We start from the raw sequence: 12545 nt of genomic DNA, 5'->3' as shown, positions 1-12545 counted from the left end.
CGAAGCGCATTACTGTAACGCTTCGTCTACGCTCAGCGTGACAATTAATGCGATTCGGCTCTTTTTGGGACTACTTAATGCCTTTGCGTTTTTTATATTCCTGATAGCGTTGGTTATATTCTTTCAACTCTTCTTCCTTGAAAGTTTTCATGTAATGCTCAGGCAGATCGAGCCGCTCCTGCATTTTTAGAGTATTCGAAAGCTCCACCAGGGTATTGACGCCGTTTTTATCTTTATTCAGATCAAATGCGTCGTACAAGTCGCCACTGACGGTAAATGCCTTGAAGGCAAGTTTGTTCTGGTCAACGGTAATGGCCTGATACAATTGCGTATTCGAAGCGGCACGGTCCATCCAGTTCTGCAAGCCGATGTCATACATCTTCGGACCGCTTACTGATACTACGTAAATGGGTCCGTCGGGCTTTTTGCGGCTCTGCCCTATCGGAATGTTCAGCCCTCGTCCGTAAGTGTGGTCGTGGCCTTGCAGCACGATGTCCACCTTATGCTTTTTGTACAATGGCTCCATGGTATTTCGCCACTCGTCGTTGTCGCGCCCATTTTTGGTGGAATAAATGGGGTGGTGATGCACTACGATCGTCCAGCGATTCGGATTATTGGTGGTAACCTGCTCGAACCAGGCAGCCTGCTTTTTCATGGTGGTCGAATCGAGGATCGCAGCCTGGGAATCCAGTGAAATAAAGCGGACGCCCTGGTAATCGACATAATATGCGGTTTCCGAAAGGCCTTCCGGGCCGTTTTCCGGCAATGCAAACTGCGGTTTCCAGTGTTTCGAAACGAAGAGGTTACGCTTTTCATCGCGATAATACTCGTGGTTGCCGGGCGTAGCGAGGTTGGGTACCATGCCGTTGATCCAGCCGCCTGCCTCAAACCATTCACCCCATTGGTAATCCGCATTGGAGTTGTTGATCAGGTCACCCGCGTGGATCATCAGATTGGCTTTGGGCATATTCGCGAATGCTCCGCGCACCGCCCGGGACCATAACGAACGAATATCATTTTGCGCATCGCCAAAGTAGAGGAACGAAACCGGCTCCGGCTTGTCGGACGCCGTTTTGAAATGGAACCATTCACTCCACGCCTTACCGTCGCCGACGCGGTACACATATTGTGTGGAGGGTTTCAGATCCCCGAAATTCGCCTCGTGATAATGGATCGTCTTGCCGTCGATCACTACCTGGTGCGTGGCCGCTTGCACGGTGCGTGCCTTGGACGGGAAGTCGGGCGAGGGGTCTGCTTCGTGGATCGCCGCAATGGCAGTTGTCACGGTCGAGTCTGTGCGCCAGTTGACAGCCTGGGATACAGCCGGATTTCCCTTATAACCCAATATGACCCGGTCCGGGAAGGATGAAGGTGGGTAGGTTTTGTTTTGCTGTGCATAGCCCGTTGCGAAACTGGCACTTAGTAGAATTCCCATAAGGAGGAATTTGGAGTATAAATGATTGAAAGATTGCATGTTGAACTGTGGCGATTTTGGTCACAATAATACCCGTTTGGAAAGCAATCGGACTAGTTGCTATCTTCATTTTACATTTTCATAATATTGCGAACTATGAACCGACATTTACGACTGATTTATACCTTCTGCCTTTTCATTGCGACTATTCTGGCCTGTAAAAAGGATAAAAACCCGGATCCGGTTGTCGAGGAGGAGCCGGCGAAGAAGTTTGTTGAAATCCTTGATGACTCGCTGAAAGGAAAAGGGTTCGGTTACAGTTTTGCAGTGTACAAAAAGGATCAGTTGATCGGTACCGGAGTTGGTGGTTTTTATGCCAGAAAGACAGAAATACAAGAGGATAAGGCTGTAACTCCGGATACCAAGATGCAGATTGCCAGCATGACGAAGACTATTACTTCGGCCGCTTTCCTGATATTGGCCAAACAAAAGGGGATCAAAACCACCGATAAAATCATCGGCTACCTGCCTGAAACCTGGGTAAAAGGTCCCAACATCGAGCTCATTACGTTCAAAGACCTGCTCACGCACACGAGCGGGATTGTGGGCATGACCGAAAGTTGTAGGAATGGTGCATTCACCGAGAATGTCTGGTATGGATTGAAATTGCTCATTGAAAATGGTATTAAAAAAGAAAACCACGGGTCGAGCTGTTACCAGAATGCCAACTTCGGGCTTTTCAGGGTATTGATACCAGCGATCAACGGGTTGGAATTTACGGGTAATGACAACAATGATGCCGTTTCCGCATTGAACGGATACGAGGAATTTATCCGGAAAAACATTTTTGAAAAGGCGGGAGTAGTGGTGGAAACACCTTTTTCAAACGGCTTGCCCGTGCCTACATTTGGCTATGACTTTCCGTACTCGGGAGAATACGGTTTCGATCCGGGCGATTTCAGCTCGACTACCGGCGGCTATGGTATCTATCTTACGGCTAACCAGGGTGTGAAGTTATACGCCGCACTTTTCTCACCCGACAATAATGCTGTCATCACACAGGATATCCGAGACGAAATTGTGAACAATGGTTTGGGTAGTTACAGTGCCGTAATGCCGGAGGGAAAATTCAGCTATCATGACGGCTGGTGGTATTCTGGGCTTGGAATCGCCAATCCGAAGGGTTTCAGGAGCGTGTGGATGCATTGCCCTGAGGATATTACCGTCGTCCTGTTTACCAATGCATTACGCAACGGCGACGGCCTGTTTCCGATCCGCTCGGATTTTTATCAGGACATCACCTCCTACGTACTTTGGGCATTTTCCAAATATAAGGACCCGGCCAAAGGCAAGCGCATGCGGCAGGTTGATTTCCATGGGTACCTGGAACATCCGGAGCCGCATTGATTAACCGTGCGCCCTTGCAGTCAAATTATCTTTAAGCCTTGGGTCTGAGCCTGTGCTCTTCAAAGTACTTTTGCAATTGCTCCAAATTCATATCCTTGATTTCCTTAGAAATCTTGGTTTTGATTTTGCGAAAAGTCTTCACGGTATCAAATTCCTTTACTTTACGTTCTTTCGTTTTCATGAGTTCACGATGAATGTCGGAAGTTTCAATGTTGAAATCACATTTCAATTATCCAACGCCCTCGGCAGCATTTTCAAAAACGGCTCGGCTTTGGTGAAATCCAGCTGCTCGTAAAATATGCCCAGCCTGTTGAGATTTCGATAGTAGGCATCGACATGCTGGTAATAATGCCGCTCCGATTGAATGTACCACGCCATCGTGCCCAGCTTATCGGAGAGAAACCACTTTTCTAGCAATCGCCCGGCCCGGCCGTTACCGTCGTTGAATGGGTGGATGCACACAAATATCAAATGGATGAACGAGGCATAATAGAAGGTTTCTTCCACTGAGAGATCACACCGCAGGAGCTTGTCAATGTCGTCCCATAACTTGTCCATTTCCCCTTGTACCAAATGGGCGGGTGCCGCTTCGAATTGAATGCGGCCGGTATTGTGCTCCATGACTACCATTGCATTTTGCCGGTAAATGCCCCGCCAATGTTCGGGTAAAAGATGCTCGGTGAGTATCTGATGGGCTTGCGAGAAATGCTCTTTGGTAAGACGGTTTTCTTTTGCATAAATGTAGGCCTGGAAAAGATCGTTGGGCTTTTGGGTAAGCTCCGGCAGATATTCTATCTGCTGGATTTTGTGTTTGATATAACTGTCGACCTCCATTGGTTCGCCTTCGATTTTGGAAGAAGTGATGACGGCAATAGAGGTATAGAAGTTAAAGGAGTCCGACCTGACAAATGTTTCATCCAATTGCTGTAACGCGGTTTGAATGTCGATCCCGGGTTGGTTCCGGTAACTTTCCAGTAAGGCATCGGACAGGATCTTCATGGGCAAAACGACGCATGTTCGGCAACCAGCCAAGTTACCAGTATTCTTTCAAATCCAAAACCCCTACCTTTGCATGGTAGAAAACGTGCATCCGTGAAAAAGAAGACACTCCTGGTTACCCCACCATTTACCCAACTCAACACGCCTTATCCTGCTACTGCTTACCTCAAAGGGTTTCTGAACACTTTGGAAAGGGAATCCTATCAGGCTGATCTGGGGATTGACGTGATCCTGGAACTGTTTTCGTCCAAAGGGCTTAAAAAGCTTTTTGCGATGCTCGAAGCGTCGGATATCGAGCTGACGGACAATAGTTTCCGCATTTATGCGCTTCGGGACGAGTACATTTCGACGATCGATCCGGTGATACGCTTTCTTAAAAACAGTAATCCCACGCTAGCCCATAGCATTTGCGACCGCAGCTATTTGCCGGAAGCAAGCCGTTTTCAGCAGCTTGAAGACCTCGACTGGGCATTCGGTACCATGGGCATTCATGACAAAGCCCGGCATCTGGCCACATTGTATCTTGAAGACCTCGGCGATCTGATCCAGGAAGCAATCGACCCGCATTTCGGTTTCAGTCGGTATGCCGAGCGCCTCGGCCGTTCGGCAACGAGTTTCGATGAAATGGAAGCTGCACTCGAAGCGCCGGATACCTTGCTTTCGCAGACTTTGAAGGACGTTCTGGAACAAAAAGTGAAGTTGTTCCAGCCCGATATAGTATGCATTTCGGTGCCCTTCCCGGGTAATTTGTATGGTGGTTTCAAATGCGGACAGTATCTGAAAACGCATTACCCGCATATCAAAATCGTAATGGGCGGGGGCTTTCCCAATACGGAATTGCGTTCGCTCGAAGAGCCGAGAGTTTTCAATTACATCGATTTTGTGTGCCTCGACGACGGTGAGGCGCCGCTGCAATCACTTTTGGAGTACCTGGATGGCGGGCGCGAGCTGGCCAGCCTGAAACGCGTATATTCGCGGGTCGATGGAAAAGTGGTATACCATAATGGCGCAAAGGAAAAGGACGTCCCGCAGCGCGAAACGGGTACGCCGGATTACAGCGATTTACCTTTGCACGATTATCTCTCGGTGATCGAGATCGTGAACCCTATGCACCGTTTATGGAGCGATGGCCGCTGGAACAAGCTGACACTTGCACACGGCTGTTACTGGGGGAAGTGCTCGTTTTGCGACATTTCGCTGGATTATATCCGCCGCTACGAGCCGATGACTGCCTCGTTGCTTTGCGACCGCATTGAAGAAATAATCGGGCAGACGCAGCAGAATGGCTTCCATTTTGTGGATGAAGCCGCGCCGCCGGCCTTGTTGCGCGACCTGGCGCTGGAAATTATCCGGCGGAAGCTAACTGTTGTATGGTGGACTAATATCCGCTTCGAGAAGAATTTCACGCACGACTTGTGCTTGCTACTGAAAGCCTCGGGCTGCATCGCCATTTCCGGCGGTCTCGAAGTGGCCTCCGATCGTCTGCTCGACCGTATGAAAAAAGGCGTCACCGTCGCACAGGTAGCGCGCGTGGCGGATGCGTTTACGCAGGCGGGCATTATGGTGCACGCGTACCTGATGTACGGGTTCCCGACCCAAACCGCACAGGAAACGATCGATTCGTTGGAAATGGTGCGGCAAATGTTTCAGTTAGGTATAGTGCAGTCGGGCTTCTGGCACCGGTTTGCGATGACGGCGCATAGCCCGGTGGGCCTACATCCCGAGGAATTCGACGTCATGCGGCTCGGGCCTGATACGGGTAAGTTCGCCAATAATGATCTAGAACACGACGATCCGCTGGGAACCGATCACGATCGGTTTGCAGAAGGCTTGCGCAAGTCGCTTTTCAACTATATGCATGGTGTGTGCCTCGATTTTCCGCTATCCAAATGGTTTGAGTTCAAAACGCCGCCGACTTCCATTCCGCCGAATTACCTTGAAAAGAGTATTCACGAGCCCGGGGAACTCGCCGCACGGCCGAACGCAGTGATCGTCTGGACGGGAAGTTTGCCGGAAATGGCTGTTTTTGAAGAGAAAAGAGCTAAAAAGGTGCGAGAAATAGCGGAACTCGTTTTTTATAACAAAAAAAAGGAGTGGGCCGTGGAAGCCGAAGTGGAAGTAGGAGAGTGGCTCACCACAATACTTCCCAAACTGCTGATCGTTAATCGGGAGCCATATGCTTTTGAGCAGTTTAAAAGCGATTTTGAAACAGCCGGGATAGGCTCTTTTGAAGCATTTCTCAACTCCCGCACTTGGCAGGAGCTGAAAAATGGCGGTATGCTGGTGTTGTAGCGCCTAGCAGCGCAGCACTTCGAAGGTTTCGAGATTATCGTCGAATGTGGTGAAAACAGCCGGGTAGCCTGGTGCAATGCTACCGATCTTGTCCTGGACACCCAAGGCGGTTGCCGGACGAATGGTTGCCATTTCTATCGCTTCCTGAGCGGGTATTCCAACGATCTCAACGGCATTCCGTACGGCGTCGCCAAGCGAAATGGTAGCGCCCGCGAGGTTGCCATCCGAATTGATGTATTTCCCGTCTTTCAGGCTTGCATCAAATTCTCCCCATTTAAACTGGGTAACTTTTTGTCCTAAAAATAATGCGTCCGAAATCAGGAAGAGCTTGTCGCGCTTGATTTTGTAGGCCACGCTGGCAGCACCAAAATCGCAGTGGGTACCGTCGATAATGATCGGTGCGTAAACGGAATCGGTGTCGAAAGTAGCGCCTACCAGCCCGGGAGCGCGATGGCCGAATGCCGACATGGCATTGTACAGATGCGTCACCAGCTGAATCCCCTGGTCGAATGCGGTCATAGCCTCTGCGTAGGTAGCATTGGAATGTCCCGCCGAAACAGTAATGCCCGATTCGAGCAGCATTTGCAGCTGGTCTTCGGTGAACATTTCCGGGGCGATGGTGATCAGGCGGATCACGTCTTTGCCGTAATGGATGATCTCTTCCAGCTCTGGATTGGTGGGTTTGCGGACAAACGACGCCAAATGCGCACCACGTTTGATCGGATTCAGGAACGGGCCTTCCAAATGCATTCCCAAAACGCCGGAATCCGGATTTTTGGCCATGTAGCTGCGTGTGGCCTCGATGCCTTTCAGGATATTGTCGTGCGGAGAGGTAATGAGGGTAGGGAGTACATAGGCGGTACCGGTTCGTACGCTCGCCTGGTAAATGTCGTCGATCGTCTCCTCGTCGGCGCGCTCGGTGAAGTAGAACTGCTCGCCTCCGTTAATATGGCTATCGAACAGCCCGGGAGCGAGGTTGGTCACCTGGGGCATGCCGGTTTTGGGTGTACCGCTTTCTACGCTTCGGATACGACCGTTTTCGGCAATGATAATCTGGTTAAATAGGATTTCTTTCCCTGTAAAAACTCTCTCTGCGAAAAACTGGGTGGACATAATCAAAGGCTTGGTTTAGAAGCGCCCAAGAAACAAAAAACGCGGAGCGGTTCAAAGCACTATTTGATAATTATGTCAAACTTGGTTAAAAGGCCTGCAAGGTCCGATGAGAGAAACTTCGCCTTGCGGATATTGTTGGCTGTTGGGTCGATTGTGAAGTTTTTACTGGTTGAAAAATCGACGCCGCCGAGGTTGGTACCGTCGAAAACCGCGTCCCAGAAGTCGCAGTTATGCACTTTGCATTTCGATAGGTCGGTTTGGGTAAAATCGGCATTGTGGATTTTGCTGTTGCTGAAAACGGTTTTGTTCAGCTTTTTCCGCTCGAAGATCGCGTAATCGAGAATGCAGTTTTCGAAAACGGCAGCGAATGCAAAGTCTTTGGCCTCCGAAAAGTTGACGCCGGTAAGTTTGCAGTGGACGAATTCAATATCGGAAATCTTACAATTCTTAACCGATGCATTGCTCAGGTTGCATTCCTCGAATACGCAGTCGATGAAGTCGATGCCGGCCAGGTCCGGGATGCTGCAATGCACAAACCGGACCTGCTCGTAGCTGCTTTCCAGCAATGGCTCAATGCTAAAATCTTTATTTTCAATCGTGTCGAAGCCGCGGGTATTACGCATTGAACCAGGGAAACATTAAATGTATTGCTTGATAACGGATTTGAGCTGATCGGCCTGTACTACGCCCGATTGGCGCCAGAGCGGCTTGCCGTTTTTGAAGACGATCAGCGTAGGAACGCCCTGGATGCGGTACGCCTGCGCCGCCGACTGGTTTTTATCCACATCGACTTTAATGATCGTCGCCGAGTCACCCAAATCGGCTTTTACTTTTTCGAGGATCGGCTTCATCATTTTACATGGGCCGCACCATTCGGCCGAGAAATCCACCAAAACTGGTTTATCGCTGTTGATCAATTCTGAGAATGTTGCCATAACACTACTGTTTTGTCTTTAATGATAACCCATCCCGGCCCCGAAAGGTTTAGTCAGAGCCACAGAAAAGCTGGAGTAAAGATCATGCCATTAATTCCAGTTGTCTCTCAGGAATTTACCCACACGTTTCTCCACCCATTCGTAGGTGAAATGCGAATACAGGATAGTTAACCCGATGGAACTGAGCAGGGAAATCGCGAACATTCCCTCGTTTTCGGGTAATTTTAAAAACCTGAACAAAATGATGTTGACAAATATCAGCACGATCGCGTGGTTCAGGTAAATAGAGTAGGAGATTTTGCCCAGATACTGGAAGGGCTTGCTGCTCAGCATTTGCGTAACGATGCCGGTAGAGCTCGCAAAAATGACGATGCCGAGCGAGAAAATGAATGGGAAAACGAGCTTCCACAGGTTCAGTTCCCAATGGTGTACAAAATACATGGCCGCGATCATGAATAGCAGGAAAGGTATTTCGAACGCAGAAAGCTGAAATGTTTTTTGCCTTAACAGCCGGTGTGTGAATATGCCCAGCGAGAAGCAGAGAAGCCCGCGGACATAACCGTAGTCGTAGGCAAGCAGGTATTCGCCCCGGGAATAGATGAAAATGCCCGACAATAGTCCTATGAGCGCAAACGCTGCGTATTTAAACCGGGGTAATATCAAAACCACCAGTCCGAATACCACATAGGAAATCATTTCAGCCGAAATCGACCATGAGGGATAGTTATTGCTGATCCACCCGCCGAACACCGTGCTGGAACCCATGAATGTCAGGGCGTCGAGAGATGTGTACAAATAATAACTCAGACCCATTCCGGCCACATTTTTCAAGGCGCTGTGCTCGCCGAGCAGGTTGGCTGCTACAAAAACGACTTCGGTGTAAAACAGTAGCGGGTATAATCTGATGAAACGCTTTTTCAGGAAAGTCAGGAAGTCGCCGGTGCTGTGAATGCGGTCGACATAGTTGAGTGCAATGACGAAGCCGCTCAGCACGAAGAAAAAGTCGACAAACAGGCTCGCGTTGATCACGAAAAAGTTGTTGTAAAGGATCGACTCTTTGAATGCGTTGTGGTGATGGGCAATGACCAGGACGGCGAATATGCCCCTTAACCCATCCAGTTGTTCAACTCTGTTCTTCATGCGCGGAATGCAGGGAACCTCTCAGAAGCTCCCACGGCTCGGGGGAGCGTATCAGGTGGTTACGGTGCTTACGGGTTGCGGGCGGGGCCTTGAAACCTTTCTAAATCTCGGGATAGCGTCCAGGTATTTGATACCCAGGAAACGGATCATAACCGAATACGGAAACCAGAATGCAATATCGTAGGGACGGCCACCGGTGAACAGAAGCACCATCATCGACAGGAAAAAATAGGCCAGAAACGTCGTTAGAGGGTTGGTATGGCGGCGCACTTCACGGATCACGTAAAGGAACAGGAAGAAGTTAAAGCTTGCGAAAAAGACAAAACCAAAAATCCCGTGATTTACCCACGATTCCAGCAGAGGAACGTCGAGGTAGTCATTCTTATAACCTCTGCCAAGAAAGATATCCCACGAATACAGGGTTTCTAAAAACTCGCCAAAACCGCTTACACGTCCCATAGCGGAGTAATCGACATCAGCTTCTTCCGAAAGCCTCACCCCGGTCGACGTAAAGATCACGTTCATGATCCGGTCCTGGAAAATGTCCCAATAACCTAGTAACAGGTTCAGGATGTTACCGTAGCGCGAAAGGAAATAGTTGATCGCCACCAATATGAGTATGATAAACACCATATTCCTGAACTTGAATGCATTGGCGATGCCGGTGGTAATGTTCGAAAATTTGAAATGAAACAAAAAATAGGCTCCAAAAGCAATTCCCAAGCCGAGATAGCTGGATTTCGCGAGCGACAATACCACCACACCCATTCCAAATAGTACTGAAAAAAACAGGAATAGTCTGGTTAACAGGTGTTTGGTGTTCCCCAGCAAAACCAGGGCGGAAAGTAAGGTAATAACCCCGTTACGGGCCGTGATGTGCGGGTTACCTCCGGGTTGGGCACCTTCGTTGGCAAAATTGACGGCAGCCCGCATACCCGGCGTCCAGTTGGGATCGGTGATGAGCGAGTAAACGAGGGTAATGTTGGTAAAAAAGGAAAACAGGAAAAGAACTTGTATCAGCGTGTCTTTCACATCGTTGGGGACGTGCATCAGCAATGCGATAAATCCGAATGTGAACACGAAGTTACCGATGTCAGCAATGGATTTCCCCTGATGGTTCATGAACATGAAATACCAGAGCGTCAGTAGCAGAAAACCGAGCCCGAGGTTGATCAGGATGATATTCGGTTTGTAAAGTCGCTTGAAAAGCGTGGGCGGCACCATCAATAATAGCGCCAGCGAGAAAAAAATAGCTGTAAAAACGCTGCTCGCGGGGCCTATACCAAGTGTGTCGCGTATAAAAAATATCAGCGGAAATCCGTTGAACATCATCGCGATGCCCACGGAATACCGGAGATAGTTAAAATTATTGACTACATTAAATAAGCTCCAATTCATCTGGAAAGCCGGAATCTGATGTACTGAATATCGAACCGCAGAATGAAATAGGCGATTTTACGGACACGGCACCAAAGATACTTGATTTTGTTGAGTACGGTGTTCGTTGAAATGTACAATTTTTGTACCCTCGCATGCTCCTCCCGGCCGATCGTCGTGGCGATGGTCGATGACTTCGCTTCTGCGTGTACCCGCAGCGCGCCCCCGAGGCCGTCGATCTTTTTCGTAGTCGTCGATTTATGCGAAGTGTACCGGGTAATAAAGTCGTAATCGAATGCAAAACGGAACGACTCGTCGAACATCCCGTACTTTTCCACAAGCGAACGCCTGAAGAAAAGCGACTGGTTATGGATTTGCATCCCTTCCAGGATCTGACAATCGAAGTTGTAAGAAGTCGTTTTGAGTATTTCGGTCACTTCGTCGTCGGTAGTGATCATGTACAGGTCGCCATAAAGGATATCGACCGGATATTTCAATGCTGCTTCTCCAAAACGACTGAACGTGCCGGGAAAATATACATCGTCGGAGTTTTGGAAGCTGATATATTCGCCTGTTGCCCGCTCCAGCGCCTTGTTGATGGCATGTACCTGCCCGCGATCCTTCTCGGAAACCCACCATGACAGGTATTTTTCATATTTTTTAATCACCTCGACGCTCCCGTCATTCGAGCCGCCGTCGACGATAATGTATTCGAGATTCGGGTAGCCCTGGTTGAGTACGCTCAGGATCGTCCTTTCGAGGAAGGAGGCCTGGTTGTAGGAAGGGGTAATGACCGTCAGTTTCGGGTATCGTTGCGCATTGCCGGAAGTTTGGGCTGGTTGTAGTGCTGATACGAAGTTCCGCAGGTCCTGTGTGGTTTGTTCTAAAAAATGCATGGAATCCTGTTTCGCTGGTTAAAACTGATCGATATAGTTGGTTAATTCCTTCAATTTGGCCGCAATGCCTTTTCGCATGAGCCGGTTAGGAAGGATATTGGCATACTTTCCAAACGTCGGTTCGCCACTAATTTTCAGTTCCTGTTTCTTTTGGATGACAATGCGTTGATACTGCATGAACAATGTCTGAAACGCCTTGTTCTCGGTCACAAGCGGGGCATGATCCGACCAGATCGGATCGAAATACCCAAGCCCGGCGAAATCAAGCGAAACCAATGGTTGGCCATCGACTTCGTACGTGCCGTTTTGACTGACAAGGTTTTTATTCAAAACCGCATTCAATCCGTAATGCCAACCTGCGTTATGGATTGTTTTTGTTGCAGGAACCCACACCGGAATGTAATTCAGCCACAGCTGATCCGTATTCATGCCGTTGCAAAGGTCAAAATACGCGCGGTCGATTGTCCGGTGCGCCCACCATTCCAGTGCTGCCGTTGTTTTGTTGGAAGGCTGCAAGGTCCAGCTCCCCGAATGGTACATCCCGGCATTAAGAATGCGTTTGTCGTCCAGAATGGCCGATTTTTTTAATGGTGCTGAAATGTTGGGTGTCAAAAATATTTCAGGCCCCGCTTCGAGCAAGCTGTGGAATGCGTTTTTGAGCCATATTGTGGGACTCAGGAATGTCAATTGTGTGCATTCTGGATGTTTTTTTAATAAACATAAAGCAAACCAGGGACGAGTAGCGGGTAGAAGCTCGAAATCGTAATATTCAGCGGCCATCCTGTTAAAATCAGGAATGGCGAGCTCCGAAACCGGAAGCAGCTTTACATGCTCCGGAAGCTTTTCAATACTGAGGGAATCAACCAATCCGATGTAAAGCGTACTTTCAGGCTGGTGTTGTAACACAGAATCCGCCAGAGCCAGTGCATGCGGCAGGTTGGTTCGGTTACAAACTGTGTATATAATATTCAT

Annotated in this window: 12 protein-coding genes; 2 read left to right on the top strand and 10 right to left on the bottom strand. The window is 49.0% G+C overall.

What is annotated here, in order from left to right:
• Positions 1 to 70: 70 nt before the first annotated feature.
• Complete coding sequence (locus AC2YIT_RS02770; RefSeq protein WP_487278156.1) at positions 71 to 1474, bottom strand: purple acid phosphatase family protein; 1404 nt, start codon at positions 1472 to 1474, stop codon at positions 71 to 73.
• 96 nt (positions 1475 to 1570) lie between these two features.
• On the opposite strand from AC2YIT_RS02770, the gene AC2YIT_RS02765 reads away from it, so the two are divergent.
• A complete protein-coding gene (locus AC2YIT_RS02765; RefSeq protein WP_430842670.1) occupies positions 1571 to 2821 on the top strand; it encodes a serine hydrolase domain-containing protein in 1251 nt (416 codons plus the stop codon).
• A gap of 31 nt (positions 2822 to 2852) precedes the next feature.
• On the opposite strand, the gene AC2YIT_RS02760 is transcribed toward AC2YIT_RS02765, so the two are convergent.
• Positions 2853 to 3002 carry a hypothetical protein gene (locus AC2YIT_RS02760; protein WP_430842671.1) on the bottom strand — a complete coding sequence of 50 codons (150 nt, stop codon included), beginning with the start codon at positions 3000 to 3002 and terminating at the stop codon, positions 2853 to 2855.
• 44 nt (positions 3003 to 3046) lie between these two features.
• Positions 3047 to 3820: a Fic family protein gene (locus tag AC2YIT_RS02755; protein WP_430842673.1), complete on the bottom strand. Its 774-nt coding sequence runs from the start codon at positions 3818 to 3820 to the stop codon at positions 3047 to 3049.
• 93 nt (positions 3821 to 3913) lie between these two features.
• On the opposite strand from AC2YIT_RS02755, the gene AC2YIT_RS02750 reads away from it, so the two are divergent.
• Complete coding sequence (locus tag AC2YIT_RS02750; RefSeq protein ID WP_487278155.1) at positions 3914 to 6112, top strand: B12-binding domain-containing radical SAM protein; 2199 nt, start codon at positions 3914 to 3916, stop codon at positions 6110 to 6112.
• Positions 6113 to 6115: 3 nt separating this feature from the next.
• Here AC2YIT_RS02750 and nagA read toward each other — a convergent pair whose 3' ends face one another.
• From nagA to AC2YIT_RS02715, 7 genes are all read right to left on the bottom strand, one after another.
• Positions 6116 to 7225, bottom strand: a complete 1110-nt coding sequence (gene nagA / locus AC2YIT_RS02745; RefSeq protein ID WP_487278154.1) for an N-acetylglucosamine-6-phosphate deacetylase — start codon at positions 7223 to 7225, stop codon at positions 6116 to 6118.
• A 59-nt stretch (positions 7226 to 7284) separates the two neighbouring features.
• Positions 7285 to 7848, bottom strand: coding sequence for a pentapeptide repeat-containing protein (locus AC2YIT_RS02740; protein ID WP_487278153.1), 564 nt, complete (start codon positions 7846 to 7848; stop codon positions 7285 to 7287).
• 15 nt (positions 7849 to 7863) lie between these two features.
• Complete coding sequence (gene trxA / locus AC2YIT_RS02735) at positions 7864 to 8160, bottom strand: thioredoxin (RefSeq protein ID WP_090375102.1); 297 nt, start codon at positions 8158 to 8160, stop codon at positions 7864 to 7866.
• A 90-nt stretch (positions 8161 to 8250) separates the two neighbouring features.
• Positions 8251 to 9300 carry an acyltransferase family protein gene (locus AC2YIT_RS02730; protein WP_487278152.1) on the bottom strand — a complete coding sequence of 350 codons (1050 nt, stop codon included), beginning with the start codon at positions 9298 to 9300 and terminating at the stop codon, positions 8251 to 8253.
• Positions 9301 to 9351: 51 nt separating this feature from the next.
• The gene (locus tag AC2YIT_RS02725; protein ID WP_430842684.1) at positions 9352 to 10698 is read right to left on the bottom strand and encodes a hypothetical protein; all 1347 of its coding nucleotides are present in this window, start codon (positions 10696 to 10698) and stop codon (positions 9352 to 9354) included.
• Positions 10695 to 11573 carry a glycosyltransferase family 2 protein gene (locus AC2YIT_RS02720; protein ID WP_487278151.1) on the bottom strand — a complete coding sequence of 293 codons (879 nt, stop codon included), beginning with the start codon at positions 11571 to 11573 and terminating at the stop codon, positions 10695 to 10697. The genes AC2YIT_RS02725 and AC2YIT_RS02720 overlap by 4 nt, the downstream gene beginning before the upstream one ends.
• A gap of 18 nt (positions 11574 to 11591) precedes the next feature.
• Positions 11592 to 12545 carry a hypothetical protein gene (locus AC2YIT_RS02715; protein ID WP_487278150.1) on the bottom strand — a complete coding sequence of 318 codons (954 nt, stop codon included), beginning with the start codon at positions 12543 to 12545 and terminating at the stop codon, positions 11592 to 11594.

Source organism: Dyadobacter sp. SRI_021 (assembly GCF_057586235.1).
Note: the sequence above shows the minus strand (reverse complement) of the source record. Positions and strands in the feature narration are given on the sequence as shown.

Excerpts from the sequence above, each read along its gene's own strand:
- AC2YIT_RS02770 (WP_487278156.1), bottom strand. The coding sequence starts at position 1,474 with ATGCAATCTTTCAATCATTTATACTCCAAATTCCTCCTTATGGGAATT.
- AC2YIT_RS02765 (WP_430842670.1), top strand. The coding sequence starts at position 1,571 with ATGAACCGACATTTACGACTGATTTATACCTTCTGCCTTTTCATTGCG.
- AC2YIT_RS02760 (WP_430842671.1), bottom strand. The coding sequence starts at position 3,002 with ATGAAAACGAAAGAACGTAAAGTAAAGGAATTTGATACCGTGAAGACT.
- AC2YIT_RS02755 (WP_430842673.1), bottom strand. The coding sequence starts at position 3,820 with ATGAAGATCCTGTCCGATGCCTTACTGGAAAGTTACCGGAACCAACCC.
- nagA (WP_487278154.1), bottom strand. The coding sequence starts at position 7,225 with ATGTCCACCCAGTTTTTCGCAGAGAGAGTTTTTACAGGGAAAGAAATC.
- AC2YIT_RS02740 (WP_487278153.1), bottom strand. The coding sequence starts at position 7,848 with ATGCGTAATACCCGCGGCTTCGACACGATTGAAAATAAAGATTTTAGC.
- trxA (WP_090375102.1), bottom strand. The coding sequence starts at position 8,160 with ATGGCAACATTCTCAGAATTGATCAACAGCGATAAACCAGTTTTGGTG.
- AC2YIT_RS02730 (WP_487278152.1), bottom strand. The coding sequence starts at position 9,300 with ATGAAGAACAGAGTTGAACAACTGGATGGGTTAAGGGGCATATTCGCC.
- AC2YIT_RS02725 (WP_430842684.1), bottom strand. The coding sequence starts at position 10,698 with ATGAATTGGAGCTTATTTAATGTAGTCAATAATTTTAACTATCTCCGG.
- AC2YIT_RS02720 (WP_487278151.1), bottom strand. The coding sequence starts at position 11,573 with ATGCATTTTTTAGAACAAACCACACAGGACCTGCGGAACTTCGTATCA.
- AC2YIT_RS02715 (WP_487278150.1), bottom strand. The coding sequence starts at position 12,545 with ATGAATATTATATACACAGTTTGTAACCGAACCAACCTGCCGCATGCA.